This is a genomic window from Micromonospora palythoicola (assembly GCF_036689795.1).
In the GTDB taxonomy this organism is placed as follows: domain Bacteria; phylum Actinomycetota; class Actinomycetes; order Mycobacteriales; family Micromonosporaceae; genus Micromonospora; species Micromonospora palythoicola.
Genome location: NZ_JBAGKI010000007.1, coordinates 96,942 through 113,308, shown reverse-complemented (window position 1 = coordinate 113,308; position 16,367 = coordinate 96,942). Strand labels below are relative to the sequence as shown.

Here is a 16,367-nt window from a genome sequence, read left to right as displayed (position 1 = left end):
CCTGGGTATGGCCGTCCTGACCGCGTCCACGCGCCGAATCCTCGGCGAGGTGTGCCGTGTCTGAGTGGTGGTATCTGGGGCTGGTGGCGGTGTTGTGGCTGGCCGTCGGTCTGGGCACGGCGGCGCTCTTCGTCACTCGTGGCGGGCACCGCAGCCCGCTCTGGTATCTGGTGGGTGCGCTGCTCGGGCCGCTGTTCGTGCCGATCGCCGTCGAGCGGGGCCGGGCCCGTCCGCACGTGGTCGACGTACGCCACCGACCGTCCGAGGCGGTCGGCACCGGGCTGCGCGTGCTGGTCGGCGTGGACGGCTCCGAGCACTCCGACCGGGCGCTGCGTGCCATCGCCCGCGCCCTCACCGGAAGCACCAGCGAACTCGTCCTGGTCACCGTCACCAGCCCAGACCTGTCCGACGCCGAGTCCCGGCGGGAGCACGAGCGGGCCCGCCGCATGATCGACGAGCGGGCCGCCGGGCTGCCCGAGGGGCTGCCTCGGCCCACCACCGTGATCGTCACCGGCCATCCCGTCGACGCCCTGCTCACGGTCGCCGACGACCGAGAGGTGGACCTGCTGGTGGTCGGCCGACACGGACACGGGATCGGTGACCGCTTGCTCGGCAGCGTCGCCGAGGGTCTCAGCCACCGGTCGACGCGGGCCGTGCTGCTCGGCAGCCTGCCCGGTCGATGACGTCGACGAAAGACCTCGCACCGCACCGAGCAGCACCTGAGCGGCGCTGACCTCGGCGTCGGCCGGTTCCGTCGATCCCGGCCGGGAACCATGCCGGCCCGGGGAGCGACTATTGGTACATGCGGTGTGAGCAGTGGCGGGAGATTCTGTCGGCGGAGTTGGACGGTGAGGTCACGGCGGACGAGCAGCGCAGGGTCGGCGAGCACCTGGAGACGTGCGCCGGTTGCCGGACCTGGCTGGACTCGGCGGCGAGAGTGACCCGCCGGGCGCGTACCCGGGTGGTGACCGCGCAGCCGGATCTGACCGAGGCGATCCTCGCCGCCGCGCCGCCGCCAGAGCGAGGGCGTCGCAGGCTCGCCCGCATCGGGATGCCGGGACGCTTGTGGTCGGCAGCCAGCCGGCGGCTCACCCTGGTCAACGCGCTGCGCGCCGCCCTGGGGCTGCTCGGTGCCGTGCAACTGGTGCTCGGGCTGGCGCAGATCGGCCGGACCGGGGCCGCCGAGCACCTGCACTCCACCGGCCAGCACCTGTGGCACGAGTCCGCCGCCTGGAACGTCGCGGTCGGCGCGGGGTTCCTCTTCGTCGCGTTGCGCCGCACCTCGCCGTCCGGGCTGCTGCCGATGCTCGGCGCCTTCGTGGTGACCCTGGTGCTGCTGTCGGTCAACGACCTCGTCGCCTCGCAGGTCGAGGTGCAACGGCTGGTGAGCCACGGTTTCCTGGTGGTCGGTTACCTGATCACGGTGCTGCTGGCGCGCAGCTCCCGCCAGCCCGGCGAACCGGGCGACCGGCACCAACCGGAGCGGTCCCGCTGGCGGCTACGCCTCGACGAGATCGACGAGCCCGCTCCGCTGCGGCTGCTGCCGCCGTACTCGGCTCAGGCGCACCACGGGCCGGCCTGGTCCGGCAGCGGTGCCGGCCGGGGCGACGGCAGCCATGACCAGCGGCGGGCCGCCTGACGACGAACGGCTCAGCTGGCGGCACCGGGGCGGTCGGTCGGCTGCTCGGCCGACCTGAACGCCGTGACCAGGTCCTCCCGGGCCCGGGCCACGCGGGACCGGATGGTGCCGACCGGCACGTCACACACCTTCGCGGCCTCGGCGTACGACAGGCCGAGCAGTTGGGTCGTCACGAACGCCTCCCGACGCTCGGGCGCGAGGCCGTCGAGCAGCCGACGCAGCACCACCTGCTCGTCCACCCCGGCGCGCACTCCGGTCGGGGTGCTCTCGGCGGCGGCCTGCCAGTCGCCGAGGTTCGCGGTCCGTGGCCGGCAGGTGGCGGCGCGTACCTGGTCCACCGCGACCCGGCGGGCGATGGCCAGCAGCCAGGTCCGTGCCGTGGACCGACCCGCGAACGACGGCAGTGCCCGCCAGGCCCGCAGGTACGTCTCCTGGACCAGGTCGTCGACCTCCCGGACGCCGGGCAGGTGGGACAGGAACCGCCGTACGTCGTGCTGCGTGGCCCGCACGAAAGCCGCCGCGGCGGCTTGGTCGCCCCGGCCCGCGGCAAGCGCATGTTCGCTGATGTCGTCGGTCACGGCTGTCATCGCCGTATTGGTCGGTCGAAACCGCCGGTTGGTTCCCGGCCGGACCGACAATCGGAGGAGTCGCAGTTCGGACCCGCCTCGGACGACGCCGTAGACTGCACTGATGGGGCACCTCACGTGAGCGAGCGGAGTGCCGTGCTGACTGACCAGCAGCCGCGGTACCGGCACCTGTGCTGGGCCTATGACGACCCGGCCGGGTTCGTGACCCATGCCGTGGAGTTCCTACGCGACGGTTTGGCGGCCGGCGAGCGGGTGTGGCTCATCGTCTCCGGTCCCGCCGAGCCGGTCCGGGACCAGTTGCTCGGTGCCCGGGATTTCGCCGACGCGCTGCTGACGGGTGCCGCCCAGGTCCGCTCCCTCGACGGGGCGTACGGCAGCACGGCGACGATCGACCCGGCGAGTCAGGTCGCGGCCTACCGCAACGCCACCCGGGAGGCGGTGGCCGACGGATACACCGGCCTGCGGGTGGCCGCCGACGCCACCGAACTGGTCCGCACCCCCGCTCAGCGCGACGCGTTCGCCCGTTACGAGCATCGGGTGAACGAGATGATGCGCACCGAGGCGTTCCGGGCCATGTGCGCGTACGACCGCTCGCGGCTGGGTGAGCCGGCGGTCGCCGAGCTGGCCTGCCTGCACCCGGAACACAACCTCGGCCAGCTGCTGTTCCGGTTGTACGCCGTGCCGCTGAGCCAGGGACAGACCGCGCTCGCCGGTGAGCTGGACCCGTCCAACCACGACCTGTTCCGCACCGCCCTCGACCGCGCGGACCTGCGACCCGTCGACAACGAACTGGTGCTGGACGCCCACGGGCTCCGCTTCCTCGACCATCGGGCGCTCATCCACCTGAGCGAGTACGCCCGGGACCGGCACGCGACCGTCGTGCTGCGGGCCGCCCGCCCCGGGGTGGCCCGGCTCGCCGCCCTGCTGGACCTGCCCGACCTGCGGGTGGAGGTGGCCCGGTGAGGACCGGTGCGGCCGCCGGGCACACCGGCTATCTCCACGAGGCTGTCTGTTACGGCTCCGACGCGGAACTGCTGGCCGTCGTGGTGCCGTTCCTGGTCGGCGGCGTCGAGGCGAACGAGCCCACGTTCGTCGCCCTCGGCGAACGCACCGGCAACCTGGTCCGCGCCGCGTTGCCCGCCGACACGAAGGTCGAGTTCCTGTCCGGCGGTGACGTCTACGGCCGGCCCACCGCCGCCATCCGGATGTACCGCCAACTCCTCGCCGACCTGGTCGCCGACGGCGCCACCCAGATCCGGATCATCGGTGAGGTGCCGTCGCTCGGTCTCGGCCCCACCTGGGACTGGTGGGCCCGGTACGAGTCGGCGATCAACCGCGCATACGACGACTGGCCGTTGTGGAGCATGTGCGCGTACGACACCCGGACCACCGCACCCGGCGTGCTGGCCGACGTCGCCGCCACCCACCCCTGCTTCGCCACCCCGGACGGGCGGCACGTGCCGAGTGGCGACTACGTCGCCCCGGAGACGTTCCTCCGCCAGGTGCGCCCGATGCCACCCGACCCGATCCAGGCGGCCCCGCCCCTTGTCGATCTGCTCGACCCGACGGCGGCGCAGGCTCGCGCGGCCGTGCACCAGGCCGGCCAGGGCGGGCTACCCGACGACGAGTTCGACGACTTCGTCGTCGCCGTCAGCGAAACCGTCACCAATGGGCTGCGGCACGGCCGTCCCCCGGTCCGGTTCCGGTTGTGGCTGGGCGCGGACCGGATCGTGGCCACCGTCAGCGATGCCGGTACCGGGCCGCAGGATCCGTACGCCGGGCTGCTGCCGTCGGTCAACGGGACGCCGGGCGGGTTGGGCCTGTGGATCACCCACCAGTCCTGCAACCACGTCACCTACCATCGCGACGCCGAGGGGTTCACCCTGCGACTCACCGGCGGCCGGCCGTTGGGCGCCTGAGCACAGTGCGACGCCGGGCCGGCGTGAGCCGACCCGGCGTCCGTGCCGCGTACCTGACTACTTGCGGAACGCGTCCTTGATCTTCTCGCCGGCCTGCTTGAGGTTGGCGCTCATCTGGTCGCCACGACCCTCGGCCTCCAGCTGCTCGTCGTCGGTGGCGCGACCCACGCCTTCCTTGATCTTGCCACCGGTGTTCTCGGCGGTGTTGTTGAACTTGTCCTCGACGCCCATGTCAGCCTCCCGGGGGTGCCTGTCGCTACGTGCAGTCAGGTACCCAGCCGGGCGGTAACCAACCGGAAATTCAGGAAACCGCGCGGAACCGGCGCAGCCGGAGGCTGTTGGCCACCACGAACACCGACGAGAACGCCATCGCCGCTCCCGCGATCATCGGGTTGAGCAGCCCGGCGGCGGCCAGCGGCAGGGCCGCCACGTTGTAGGCGAACGCCCAGAACAGGTTGCCCTTGATGGTGCCGAGGGTGTTGCGGGCCAGCCGGATGGCGTCCACCGCGGCCAGCAGGTCGTCCCGGACGAGAGTCAGGTCGGACGCCTCGATCGCCACGTCGGTGCCGGTGCCCATCGCCAGGCCGAGATCCGCCCGGGCCAGCGCGGCGGCATCGTTGACCCCGTCGCCGACCATCGCGACCACCCGGCCCTCGCCCTGCAACCGGGCGACCACCTCGACCTTCTCCGTCGGCAGCACCTCCGCGATCACCTCGTCGACGCCCACCTCGGCGGCCACCGCCCGGGCGACCGTGGCGTTGTCACCGGTGAGCAGCACCGGTGACAGGCCGAGCGCGCGCAGCCGCCGTACCGCCTCCCGACTGGTCGGCTTCACCTGGTCGGCGACGGCGAGCAGGCCCCGGGCCCGGCCGTCCCAGCCCACCAGCACCGCCGTACGCCCCGCCGCCTCCGCGTCGGTCGCCGCCCCGGCAAGGTCGTCCGGTACGACCAGACCCCGCTCGCGCAGCAGCCGGCCCCGGCCGAGCAGCACCTGACGGCCGTCCACGGTGCCGGAGACGCCCAGTCCGGCCACGTTGGCGAAGTCGGTGACCGGCGGCAGCGCGCCGACCTCGGCGGCCCCGGCCACCACCGCCCGGGCGACCGGGTGCTCCGAGCCGCTCTCCAGGGCGGCGGCCAACCGCAGCACCTCGTCGCGTCGCTCGCCGCCGGCCGGGGTCACCGCGAGCAGACTCATCCGGCCGGTGGTCACGGTGCCGGTCTTGTCGAGCACCACGGTGTCCAACCGCCGGGTGGACTCCAGCGCCTCGGGCCCCTTGATCAGTACGCCGAGCTGTGCGCCACGGCCGGTGCCGACCAGCAACGCGGTCGGTGTGGCCAGACCGAGGGCGCACGGACAGGCGATGATCAGCACTGCCACGGCGGCGGTGAACGCGGCGGCCGGTCCGGCACCGGCACCCAGCCACCAGCCGAGCGTGCCGGCGGCCAGCGCGATCACGACCGGCACGAAGACCCCGGAGATCCGATCGGCGAGCCGCTGGGCGGCGGCCTTGCCGCTCTGCGCCTGCTCGACCAGGCGGGCCATCTGGGCGAGCTGGGTGTCGGCACCGACCCGGGTCGCGGTGACCACCAGTCGCCCACCGGCGTTGACGCAGCCGCCGATCACCGCGTCACCAGTTGCCACCTCGACCGGTACCGACTCGCCGGTGACCAGGCTGGCGTCGACCGCCGAGGAGCCCTCCTCCACCGTCCCGTCGGTGGCGATCTTCTCGCCGGGCCGCACCACGAAGCGGTCGCCCACCACGAGCTGGTCCACCGGTATCCGGGTCTCCACCCCGTCACGGAGCACGGACACGTCCCGGGCGCCCAGTTCCAGCAGCGCCCGCAGGGCCGCCCCGGCGGTTCGCTTCGCCCGCGCCTCGAAGTAACGGCCGGCGAGGATGAATGTGGTCACCCCGGCGGCCGCCTCCAGATAGATGTTGCCGGAGCCGTCGGTGCGGCCGATGTCGAAACTGAACGGATGGGTCATTCCCGGGGTGCCGGCGGTGCCGAGGAACAGCGCCCACACCGACCAGCCCAGGGCGGCCAGCGTGCCCAGCGACACCAGGGTGTCCATGGTCGCGGCGCCGTGCCGCAGGTTGACCAGCGCGGCCCGGTGGAAGGGCAGCCCGCCGTAGACCACCACCGGGGCGGCCAGGGTCAGCGACAGCCACTGCCAGTAGGTGAACTGCCAGGCCGGCACCATGGCCAACACGATCACCGGGACGCTCAGCGCCACCGAGACCCACAACCGGGTACGCAGGGCGGGCAGCGGGTCCACCGGTTCGGCGACTGCCGGCCCGGCCGGGGTGGGCGGTGGCGGCAGGCTGGCCTGGTAGCCGGTCTTCTCGACCGTGGCGACCAGGTCGTCCGGGGTGACCGGGGCGGCGTAGGAGACCGTCGCCTTCTCGGTGGCGTAGTTGACGGTGGCCCGTACGCCGTCCATCCGGTTGAGCTTCTTCTCGATCCGGGCGGCGCAGGACGCGCAGGTCATCCCGCCGATGGCCAGCTCGATCAGGTGCGGCGCGGCGGTCAGGGGTCGGCTCGTGCTCATGGTTCGTCCCGTCAGTCGTGCCCGTGCCCGGGGCTGCCGTGCCCGTCCTCGGGACCGGGGGTGGCGTGCCCGTCGGTCGGCGCTGCGGCACCGCCCGGGTCACCGACCCGCACCGTGAACTCGGCGGTATGCACCACGCCCCGGTGCCGGAAGTCGAGGTAGAGCCGGTACGCCCCGGCCGAGGGGAACTCGGTGGCGAAGCTGACCCGAGGTCCGGAGGCGGTCCGCCCGTCTCCCGGGGTGCCCTCGGGGTGTACGTGCAGGTAGGCCAGGTCGCCCCGGCGCAGCGCGACCAGGTGACCGTACGCGCCGAGATACGGCTCCAGATCGGTCACCGGCGTGCCGTCGCGGCTGACGGTGAGCGTCAGCGTGGTGGGGTGCCCGGGCCGTGGGGTGCCGGCGAGGGTGACCGTGTAACCGTCGACGGTGGCGCTGCTCGCCGGAGCGGGCAGCTCACGCTCGGTCAACGTCCCGGGGACGGTCACGTCGACGCCGAGCGTCATGGGGTCACCGCCGGTCTGGGTGAAGTCCGCGAAGGCCCGCCACACACCCGGGGAGTCCAGCGGCGAGGCGATCCGCCAGGTACCGTCTCCGGCCAGCTCCGGATGCACGTGCCGGAAGCCGGACAGGTCGCGGCGGGCCACGATGAGGTGCATCCGTTCGTCGTGGCTGACGTCGAATCCGGTCACCGGCCGGCCGTCGGGGCCGGTGATCCGGAACGCGAACTCACCCGGCGGCGCGTCGACCGGCACCAGGGTGTAGCCACGGTCGGAGACGAGCAGGCCGCCGGGCAGGTGCCCAGCCTCCCCTTCCCCGACCGTCCCCGCCGCTCGCCCGGTGTCGCCCTGGGCGCGGACGTCGCCCCCGTGACCGGTGCCCGCACTGTCGTGGTCGGCGGCGAGCACGTTCACCGGGCCGGTCAGCTGCCCCACCCCGTACGCCGCGCCGAAGACCGCCGCCAGGCCGAGCGCGAAGCCGCTCAGCTTCGTCGCCGTGTTCATGGTCGACTCCTCGGTTCCGCCTGTCGGCCGGCTCAGACGCCGACCAGCTCGTATCCGGCCTCGTCCACGGCGGCACGCACCGCGTCGCCGGAGAGCGGTTGGTCGCTGGTGACGGTCACCTGACCGGTGGCCAGGTCGACCTGGACGTCGCTGACTCCCTCGATCGCACCGAGCTCGGTGCTGACCGCGTTGACACAGTGCCCGCAGGTCATGCCCTGCACCTGGTACGTCGTGCTGACCATGCGACTCTCCTCACCAGTTCGCCAGGGTGGGCCACCACCCGATACCCACCGGGGGTATCTCCGGCATCGACCGTACCATACCCCCTGGGGGTAGGTTATTCTTGTCGGCATGAGCACACCCGCGCCGGTCCGTGGCTACACCGCCAGCAAGGACCAACTCCTGGCCCGGTTGCGCCGCGTGGAGGGCCAGGTGCGCGGCATCGAGAAGATGGTCGACGACGATCGCTACTGCATCGACGTGCTCACCCAGATCTCCGCCATCCAGGCCGCGCTGGACAAGGTCGCCCTCGGCCTGCTCGACGGGCACGCCCGGCACTGCATGCACGAAGGTGCCGCCGAGGGGCGCGCCGACGAGATGGCGTCCGAGATGATGGCCGCCGTGGGCCGGCTCATGAAGCGCGGCTGACCCGACCCGCCGACATACCCTCGCGAGCGGCGTCGGGAGGTCGGGCTGGTTACCATTCGCACACGATGGCCAGCCGAAATCCGTGCCGCGCGGCCCGAGGTCGCTGGCGGGCACCCGCCCCCGCCGCCGTCGCGAACCCCTCCCCAGCTCACGGTACGCAGCCGCCCCGCCACCTTCCGGCCATTCGGGCTGCCCCTCGACACGGTCCTCCGGCGGCACTGAACCGTCTCGCCCATCGACACGTACTCAGCCCTGGAATCGTTGGGAGACACTGAATGGGCGCCGACCACACCCGTTCCGCTCCGCCCACCCCGCCCGGGGTGCGGCGGATCCTCGTCGTGACGGTGGTGCCCCTCTTCCTCGCCACCCTGGTCGCCGCGATCGTGCTCTGGCCCCGGGACGCCCCACGTCCCGAGGCCACCGACGACGCCCCCCGCTACCACGGCACGGTCACCCGGGTGGTGAGCGAGCCCTGCCCGTCCAACCCGGCAGTGCCCGAGGGCACCCCGACAACCGCGGCGGGCCCCTGCGGCACGGTCACCGTGCGGGTGCAGACCGGCCCGGACGCCGGCCAGGAGGTGCAGACGCCCATCCCGGCCGGGCCGGGGGCACCCCGCGTCGACGTCGGCGACGACATCATCCTGGTCTCGCTCATCGACCCGGAGGATCCGTCGATCAGCACCTACAACATCGCCGAACACCAGCGCGGCAAGCCGCTGGTGTGGCTGGCCGTGCTCTTCGCCGCCGCCATCGTCGCCTTCGGGCGGCTACGGGGCCTGGCGGCGCTGGGCGGCCTGGCGGCCAGCTTCGCGATCCTGCTGACCTTCGTGCTGCCCGGCATCAGCGCCGGCCGGCCGCCGCTCGCGGTCGCCATCGTCGGCGCCTCGTTGATCATGTTCGTGGTGCTGTATCTGACCCACGGCATCTCCGCGCAGACCTCGGTGGCCGTGCTCGGCACGCTCGCCAGTCTGGTCCTCACCGGGCTGCTCGGGCTGGCCGCCACCGGGGCCACCCACCTGACCGGATTCGGCAGCGAGGACGCCACCACCCTGTCCATGTTCCGGGGGGATGTCGACCTGCACGGCCTGCTGCTGGCCGGCATCATCATCGGCTCGCTGGGCGTGCTCGACGACGTCACGGTCACCCAGGCCGCCGCGGTCAACGAACTGCGTCACGCCAACCCGAACCTCTCCCGCCGGGAGCTGTACCGCTCGGCCACCCGGGTCGGGCGGGCCCACATCGCCTCGGTGGTGAACACCATCGTGCTGGCGTACGCCGGGGCCTCGCTGCCACTGCTGCTCCTGCTGACCGCGGACTCCCGCGCGCTGGGCCAGATCGTGACCAGCGAGTTCCTCACCACGGAGATCGTCCGCAGCGTGGTGGCCACGCTCGGGCTGATCGCCGCGGTGCCGCTGACCACGGCGCTGGCGGCGGTCGTCACCACCGCCGGACGCGGCGAGGCCGGTGCCCGCACCGGTGAACCCACCCCCCTGGTCCCCCGGCCGGCGACGGACCGGGCCGAGGCGCTCCGCGCCCTGAGCACCCCACCCACCCGAAACACGTCCCCCGCCACCCCCTCGGGGTGGCCCGACCCGGACAGGAGCACGGACACCACATGGTGACACTCCTCAACGTGACCGCCCCTGCCGATGCGGCTCGAAACCGTGTCGCTGGTCACTCAAAGCGATTACGAAATGACGCATCTAGTCGGGTTCGGGGCGTAGAAGCACAGATGGACTGTCGGGTAACCTCACTGCCGGTCACCGCCGAAGGCGCGCAGCGGCGCCTGCGGTGCCACCGCCCAATCGCCCTCAGGCGAGCCGGGGACCCAGGTAGGTGGGGTGAATCCGCGAAAGCGGTAGGGGCCACTTCCGTCCCGAACCCGTCAGCTAACCCGGTCGGCGGTCGATGGAAGGGAAAACAGTGACGGCACCCCTACGCCGCTGGTTGACACCCGTGGTGGCCGTGTTCGCCGCGTTCGCCGTGTTCGCCGGCCCGATGCCGGCCACGGCCGCACCGAACGACCCCAAACCGGCGGAGCACGACGACGACCCGCCGATGCTCAACGATCTGATCGAGGCGACCACCCGGGACTACTCCAAGGCCAAGGCCAAGCTGGAGAAGTCCAAGAAGCGCCAGCTCCAGCTGGCGGTCGAGGTCCGTGCCGCGCAGGCCGACCTGGACGCGCTCGCTCCCCAGGTCGCCGAGATCGCCACCCAGTCCTACCGGACCGGCCGGGTCGGCGCGATCGCCATGTTGTTGCAGAGCGGCGCACCGGACTCGTTCATCAACCGGGCCTCGGCGCTCGACGAGCTGAACCTGGTGAACGACAAGAAGCTGGGCGAGGTCAACGCGATAAAGCTCCGCGCCGAGCAGGCCAAGCTCGCGCTCGACGCCGAGGTGCGCGAGCAGAAGAAGCTGACCAACGACATGGCGCGCAAGAAGAGCGAGGCGGAGAAGTCCCTCCGGCTGGTCGGCGGCGTCGGCCTGACCGGCGGACTGGTGGACGCCACCTCGCCGGTGGCCCGGATCGGGCCGAACCGCTCCTCGGACGGCGGGTGGAAGCCCGAGTCGTGCAGTCAGAACGACCCCACCACGTCGGGCTGCATCACGCCCCGGACGCTGCACATGTACAAGGAGGTCAAGCGGGCCGGGTTCAACCGGTTCGTCGGCTGCTTCCGGCCGGGTGACAAGTTCGAGCACCCCAAGGGTCGGGCCTGTGACTGGTCGTTGCAGAACAGCGGCTTCAGCCCGTGGCACAACAACGACACCCGGATCTACGGCAACAACCTGGCGGCCTTCCTGGTCCGCAACGCCGACCGGCTGGGCGTCTACTACGTGATCTGGAACCGCCAGATCTGGTTCGCGGCGACGGAACGCTGGAGTTCCTACAGCGGCCCGTCCAACCACACCGACCACGTGCACGTGTCACTGCTCTGATCGCCCGGCGCGACGCACCGAGGGCCGTTCCGCCAACCGTGGCGGAACGGCCCTCGTCGTTCCGGACGTCGTCGTCGGTCGCGGATCAGGGCGCGGTCGCCATCGCGCCGGCCAGTTCGGCGGGTTCCGCGGCGACCGCCCGCACCTCACCGGCGGCCAGTCGGTACGACATGCCGACCACCGCGCACCGCCCGGCAGCCACCTCCGCCGCGAGGGTCGCCGACGAGTCCAGCATCGTCTCGACGGTTCGCGCGATGTGGATGTCCACGATCTCGTCCAGCTCCTGCACCCCGGCGTCCTGCGCTCGGCGTAGGCTCGGCACCACCGCGTCGACCACGGCACCCAGATGCCCCGGGGGCGTGGTGTCGGTGGCCAGTGCCTCGCGGGCCGCCTGGACGGCACCGCACGAGTCGTGGCCCAGCACCACCACCAGCGGCGTGCCCAGCACGGCCACCGCGTACTCCACGCTGCCCAGCACCTCCGGCCCGACGGTGTGCCCGGCGGTGCGGACCACGAAGAGGTCGCCCAGCCCGCGATCGAAGATGATCTCGGCGGCGAGCCGGGAGTCGGAGCAGCCGACGATCACCGCGAAGGGATGCTGCCCGGTCGCGACGGCGGCCCGACGCCCGGCGTCCTGATTGGGATGCCGCAGCGCGTCGGTGACGAATCGGTGGTTGCCGGCGAGCAGTTCGGCGAGGGCGCGCTGCGGGGCACCGGCATGATCCGCGCTGAGCGCCTCGCGGTCCGGCCCTGGTTGCGGACCGGGCGTTCCGGGTCGACTCATCCAGCTGCACCTCATCTCTGGGAGGAATGCCTGGTCATCCCGGCCGACGCTGGTCACGGGCTGCCATCACGGTCACACGCGGCATAACGCACGTCAACCTATACGTGATATGTATTTCATGCATCAGTCGACGCTTGCGCTCGGCCGGGCCGATGTCGGCGACGGCGCGAGCCGAGGTAGCCGAACGGCAGGTCATACGATGGCGGACATGGCGAGCACTGACGCACGGGAAAACGCGCGGAACTGGACCTTTCTCACGAACCACGCGCACGTCCTGCTCGCCATCGCCCGTAACCCCACCGCCCGGCTACGGGACGTCGCGACCGAGGTCGGCGTCACGGAGCGTGCCGCCCAGGCGATCGTCGCCGACCTGGAGGCCGGCGGCTACCTGCACCGCACCCGGGTGGGGCGGCGCAACGAGTACACCCTGAACCCCGCCGGACGGTTCCGTCACCCGGCGGAGGCCGACCACGAGGTCGGCGACCTGCTGGCCCTCTTCACCAAGGAACAGGCCACCGGCACCGCCGAGGGGTGAGTCGACGGCCCTCCTGATCGGACGACGTGGCGTGCTTCACCCACCCCGGACGAACGCGGCGCTGCGATCCCACCGAAGGCGGGATAGGTTGGGTGCCGTGCCGTCTCCCGCGTTCGCCCGTCCACTGTGGCCGGCGACGCTGCGCGCACTGCGCGAGCTGACCCGACTGGCGCTGGCGTCACTGGTGCTCGCCGTCGGCCTCGGCGGGGCCGTCGCGGCCGATCCGCCGGCCAGGGCCACCGCAGTGTCACCACCGACCGCCACCGTCGCCCTCGGCTCGCCGTCCACCGCGATGCCGGCCATCCGGCCCACCGTCGAGCCCGTGCGGGCGGCCGACGCCGGCCAGTGGCGAGAGCCGGCCACCAGTGCTCCGGTCCGGCCCGCAGGCACCGACGGCACATCCGCTGCCGCCGCCCGGGTCGGTCACCCCGTTGCCCCGGTGCCCGCCGTTCGCGCGGGCGAATCGACCCGACGCGGCCCACCCACCGGCTGACCGACGGCGGTCCGGCCGACCGATCGAGCAGGTGACGCCGCCGCGCTGGCCAGACGCCAGGCGGATCCAGGCGACCAGCCGACTCACCGCGTCACTGCCACGGTGATGCCGGGACCATCCCGGCGAGCCCGATCCGGCCGGCCCGGAACGGCATCAGCCGCGTCCCGGGCAACTGCCCCGCCGTCACGACCCGCGTCCACCACAGTCGACGACTCATCCCGACCGCGAGGTGTTGATGATGCGTACCGCCCTGTCCTCCGTCCTGCTCGACGCGCCCCGGGCCGCGGCCATCTGGCTGGGCCTGCTCGGCGTGGTGACCCTCGCCGTCACCGGCCTGCTGCTACGACCCCGGCTCTTCCGCTTCGACGCCGGCGTCCGCATCCGCGAGGCCGCTCTGCCGAGCCCGTCCGACCTCGCCGAGCACCGACGTGACCAGGAGCGCTGGGCCGAGGAGGTCACGATCGCGGCGGACCGGGCCGACGCCACCGCCCGGCACCGGCGCGACGAGTGGCTCGCCGCACAGGACGAGGCCGAGCGGGCGTGGCGGTCGTACGAGGCGGCCGAGGCGGACGTACGCCGGCTCTCCCGCGCCGCCGGCATGCCGTTGCCGCAGACCGACCGCACCCCCGCCGAGTACGCCGACCGGGAGCGCTGGCTGCACCGGGCCGCCCTGGACGCGTACTGGCGGCGGGAGCTGTCGGTGGAGCAGCTCAGCGACGTCTTCGCGCATCGCGGCTGGGACCCCCGGTTGCACCCGGTGGAGCAGGAGTTGATGCTCCGCCGGGCGGTACGCGACCACCTCCTGGCCCGGCAACGGGCGGCCCGGGAACGGGAGCAGGCCACCTGGCGGGCCGCGGAACTCGCCGCCGCGGCGGCCCGCACCCTGCGCGAGGAAGCGGCTGCCGCCCTGGTGCCGGTGGTGGAGGAGCGCGAGTCGGTCCTGCCGCTGACCGCACCCGGCGCCGCCGAGCAGACCCGGGAGATCCCGGCGGTCGTCGGCCGGGCACCGGTCGCGGCGTACTGAGTCGGGTCTCGCGAGCCGAACGCCCTCCGGGCCGGTCGCCGGCAACTAGTGTCGGAAGGACGTCGACCGGGTACGGACCTCGCCGGACATTGAGGAGGGCCGACGTGGTCGCAAGCGATGGCGGGAACCAGCCCGACGAGACGGCGGTGCGGGGCGCCGGACCGCGCCAGACCTGGGCCGCCCTGCCCTGGCTGGTCCGGTCGGCGGTGGTGTGGAGCGCCTGCCTGGTGGTGATCGCCGCCGGGCTCTACCTGCTGGCCCGGATCACGCTGCTGGTCACCCCGCTGGCCATCGCCGTGGCCGCGACCCTCTTCCTCGCCGCACTGCTCGATCCGGTGCAACTGGCGTTGCGTCGCCTGCGGCTGCCGGCCGCGCTCGCCGCCCTGCTCAGCGTCCTGCTCCTGCTCGGCATCCTGGGCGGCGTCGGCGCGCTCGTGTGGAGTCTGACCGCCGACCAGTTCAGCGAACTGGGCGAGGAACTGCGTCAGGGGCTGGAGCGCACCCGGGACTTCGTCACCTCCACCCTGCCGGTCAGCGACACGCAGCTGGACAGTCTGCTCGCCCAGTTGCGCCAGGCGATCAGCCAGCAGCAGGTGGACCCGGTCGCCAGCGCCCGCACGGTGGCCGAGGTTGTCGGCTCGATCCTGCTCGCCCTGGTGCTGCTGTTCTTCCTGCTCAAGGACGGCCGGGAGATGTGGCACTGGACGTTGCGCCGGGCCGCCGGGCCCAACCGGGACATCGCCGCCGAGGCCGGTCGCACCGGCTGGCACACCCTGGGCTCGTACAGCCGGGGCACCATGCTGATCGCGGCGATCGACGCCATCGGTATCGGCCTGGCGCTGGTGCTGCTCAGGGTGCCGCTGGCGTTCCCGCTGGCGTTGATCACGTTCATCGGCGGGTTCGTGCCGATCGTCGGTGCCACCGTGGCCGGTGCGGTCGCGGTGCTGGTGGCCCTGGCCGCCAACGGGCCCACCACCGCCCTGCTCACCCTGGCCGCTGTGATCGCCGTCCAGCAGATCGAGGGCAACCTGCTGGAGCCGCTGGTGATGAAGCGCCAGGTACGGCTGCATCCGGTGGTGATCCTGGTCGCGGTGACCGCCGGCACCCTCATCGCCGGCATCGCGGGCGCCTTCGTCGCGGTTCCGATCGTTGCGGTCGCCTGGCGGGTCATCGACAGCGTCCAGCGTCAACGACAGGCCGCCGCGAACGCGTCCGATTCGGCGTCCGGCCCACCGGCACCCGACTCGCCGCCATCGAAGAAACCACCGGCCCGCCCGTCGACCGACCCCTCGGGATCGTCGCCCTCCGGACCGTCGACGTCGCCGGCCGGACCCGATCCCGAGCCCGCCTGACGGCGGCCGGTCGTCGGCCTCCTCGACTTGCGGCATGTCGTGCCATCAGACGGACGTGAGAGCCCTAGATGCCGCAAACCGCGCCCTCACCGTGGCGGGAGACCAGGGGGCCGGGGACCGGGTGGCTGGGGATGTCAGGCGGAGGCGGGTTGCGGGTGCAGGTGGTCGTGGAACCAGCCGGTTGCCGCCTCGGCGACCTGGTCCAGCGTGCCCGGCTCCTCGAACAGGTGCGTCGCACCGGGAATCACGCGCAGCTCGGATCGGGACGTCAGTTGACCGAGCGCGTGTTCGTTGAGCGTGATCACCTGCTCGTCGAGACCGCCGACGAGCAGCAGGGTGGCGGCCCGCACCTGACCCAGCGCGGAGCCGGCCAGGTCGGGACGACCACCGCGGGACACCACCGCGCGTACCAGATCCGGTCGTCGCGCGGCGGCGACAAGCGCGGCGGCGGCTCCCGTGCTCGCGCCGAAGAGGCCCACCGGGCTCGGCCCGAACGGCCGCTCGGTGGTCAGCCAGTCCACGATTCCGGCGAGACGGTCGGCCAGCAGACCGATGTCGAAGCGCAGCTCGGCGGTGACCGCGTCCAGTTCGTCCTCGGCCGGAGTCAGTAGATCCACCAGGACAGTGCCGAGCCCCGCCCCGTTGAGCTGGTGCGCCACCGCCGCGTTGCGCGGACTGTGCCGGGAGCTGCCACTGCCGTGCGCGAACAGCACCGCACCGGCCGGCTCCGCCGGCACCAGCAGGTCCGCCGGGAGCAGGACCCCACCCGCCGGGATCGTCGCCGCTTCGCCACGCACGTCCATCGCGCCTCCCCTGGGCTGTCTCACCGGCCCGGATACCCGGCCCGACCGACAACACGCCCCGGGCGTCCGGCGAGTGGGTTTGCGCCGGGGG

At 72.7% G+C, this 16,367-nt stretch carries 18 protein-coding genes and 1 riboswitch; of the genes, 11 read left to right on the top strand and 7 right to left on the bottom strand.

From position 1 onward, the window contains the following. The first annotated feature begins 56 nt into the window (after positions 1–56). Together V5O40_RS05380 and V5O40_RS05375 are read left to right on the top strand one after the other, a co-directional pair. Positions 57–683, top strand: coding sequence for a universal stress protein (locus V5O40_RS05380; RefSeq protein WP_332904420.1), 627 nt, complete (start codon positions 57–59; stop codon positions 681–683). 119 nt (positions 684–802) lie between these two features. Next, positions 803–1,639, top strand: coding sequence for a zf-HC2 domain-containing protein (locus V5O40_RS05375; RefSeq protein ID WP_332904419.1), 837 nt, complete (start codon positions 803–805; stop codon positions 1,637–1,639). Between the two features lie 11 nt (positions 1,640–1,650). Here V5O40_RS05375 and V5O40_RS05370 read toward each other — a convergent pair whose 3' ends face one another. Further along, on the bottom strand, positions 1,651–2,226 hold the full coding sequence (locus V5O40_RS05370; RefSeq protein WP_332904418.1) for a sigma-70 family RNA polymerase sigma factor: 576 nt from the start codon (positions 2,224–2,226) through the stop codon (positions 1,651–1,653). Between the two features lie 117 nt (positions 2,227–2,343). Between V5O40_RS05370 and V5O40_RS05365 the strand changes: the two genes are divergently transcribed. Continuing rightward, positions 2,344–3,189 carry an MEDS domain-containing protein gene (locus tag V5O40_RS05365; protein ID WP_332904417.1) on the top strand — a complete coding sequence of 282 codons (846 nt, stop codon included), beginning with the start codon at positions 2,344–2,346 and terminating at the stop codon, positions 3,187–3,189. Beyond that, entirely contained in the window at positions 3,186–4,145 is a 960-nt protein-coding gene (locus V5O40_RS05360) for a sensor histidine kinase (protein ID WP_332904416.1), read from the top strand. The genes V5O40_RS05365 and V5O40_RS05360 overlap by 4 nt, the downstream gene beginning before the upstream one ends. Before the next feature lie 57 nt (positions 4,146–4,202). Here the strand turns inward: V5O40_RS05360 and V5O40_RS05355 are convergent, their stop codons facing one another. The 4 genes from V5O40_RS05355 to V5O40_RS05340 form a co-directional block, all read right to left on the bottom strand. Then, entirely contained in the window at positions 4,203–4,376 is a 174-nt protein-coding gene (locus V5O40_RS05355; protein WP_269740151.1) for a CsbD family protein, read from the bottom strand. Positions 4,377–4,446: 70 nt separating this feature from the next. Further along, positions 4,447–6,696 carry a heavy metal translocating P-type ATPase gene (locus V5O40_RS05350; protein WP_332904415.1) on the bottom strand — a complete coding sequence of 750 codons (2,250 nt, stop codon included), beginning with the start codon at positions 6,694–6,696 and terminating at the stop codon, positions 4,447–4,449. Positions 6,697–6,707: 11 nt separating this feature from the next. Beyond that, complete coding sequence (locus V5O40_RS05345) at positions 6,708–7,697, bottom strand: hypothetical protein (RefSeq protein WP_332904414.1); 990 nt, start codon at positions 7,695–7,697, stop codon at positions 6,708–6,710. Positions 7,698–7,729: 32 nt separating this feature from the next. Further along, positions 7,730–7,939 (bottom strand): heavy-metal-associated domain-containing protein, encoded by a 210-nt coding sequence (locus tag V5O40_RS05340; protein WP_332904413.1) that lies wholly within the window; start codon positions 7,937–7,939, stop codon positions 7,730–7,732. A gap of 109 nt (positions 7,940–8,048) precedes the next feature. On the opposite strand from V5O40_RS05340, the gene V5O40_RS05335 reads away from it, so the two are divergent. The 3 genes from V5O40_RS05335 (at position 8,049) to V5O40_RS05325 (ending at position 11,285) form a co-directional block, all read left to right on the top strand. Then, positions 8,049–8,345, top strand: a complete 297-nt coding sequence (locus tag V5O40_RS05335; protein WP_332904412.1) for a metal-sensitive transcriptional regulator — start codon at positions 8,049–8,051, stop codon at positions 8,343–8,345. 275 nt (positions 8,346–8,620) lie between these two features. Continuing rightward, positions 8,621–9,967, top strand: a complete 1,347-nt coding sequence (locus tag V5O40_RS05330; RefSeq protein WP_332904411.1) for a YibE/F family protein — start codon at positions 8,621–8,623, stop codon at positions 9,965–9,967. A 166-nt stretch (positions 9,968–10,133) separates the two neighbouring features. Then, positions 10,134–10,264, top strand: a riboswitch (cyclic di-AMP (ydaO/yuaA leader). A 4-nt stretch (positions 10,265–10,268) separates the two neighbouring features. After that, the gene (locus V5O40_RS05325; protein ID WP_269740156.1) at positions 10,269–11,285 is read left to right on the top strand and encodes a coiled-coil domain-containing protein; all 1,017 of its coding nucleotides are present in this window, start codon (positions 10,269–10,271) and stop codon (positions 11,283–11,285) included. 85 nt (positions 11,286–11,370) lie between these two features. On the opposite strand, the gene V5O40_RS05320 is transcribed toward V5O40_RS05325, so the two are convergent. After that, a complete protein-coding gene (locus tag V5O40_RS05320) occupies positions 11,371–12,069 on the bottom strand; it encodes a carbonic anhydrase (RefSeq protein ID WP_332904410.1) in 699 nt (232 codons plus the stop codon). 199 nt (positions 12,070–12,268) lie between these two features. On the opposite strand from V5O40_RS05320, the gene V5O40_RS05315 reads away from it, so the two are divergent. The 4 genes from V5O40_RS05315 (at position 12,269) to V5O40_RS05300 (ending at position 15,473) form a co-directional block, all read left to right on the top strand. Then, on the top strand, positions 12,269–12,604 hold the full coding sequence (locus V5O40_RS05315; protein WP_332904409.1) for a helix-turn-helix transcriptional regulator: 336 nt from the start codon (positions 12,269–12,271) through the stop codon (positions 12,602–12,604). Between the two features lie 97 nt (positions 12,605–12,701). Next, a complete protein-coding gene (locus V5O40_RS05310; RefSeq protein ID WP_332904408.1) occupies positions 12,702–13,097 on the top strand; it encodes a hypothetical protein in 396 nt (131 codons plus the stop codon). A 238-nt stretch (positions 13,098–13,335) separates the two neighbouring features. Beyond that, the gene (locus V5O40_RS05305) at positions 13,336–14,121 is read left to right on the top strand and encodes a hypothetical protein (RefSeq protein ID WP_332904407.1); all 786 of its coding nucleotides are present in this window, start codon (positions 13,336–13,338) and stop codon (positions 14,119–14,121) included. Between the two features lie 104 nt (positions 14,122–14,225). Next, positions 14,226–15,473, top strand: coding sequence for an AI-2E family transporter (locus V5O40_RS05300; RefSeq protein WP_332904406.1), 1,248 nt, complete (start codon positions 14,226–14,228; stop codon positions 15,471–15,473). 134 nt (positions 15,474–15,607) lie between these two features. Here V5O40_RS05300 and V5O40_RS05295 read toward each other — a convergent pair whose 3' ends face one another. After that, complete coding sequence (locus V5O40_RS05295; protein WP_332904405.1) at positions 15,608–16,276, bottom strand: dienelactone hydrolase family protein; 669 nt, start codon at positions 16,274–16,276, stop codon at positions 15,608–15,610. Between the last annotated feature and the right edge of the window lie 91 nt (positions 16,277–16,367).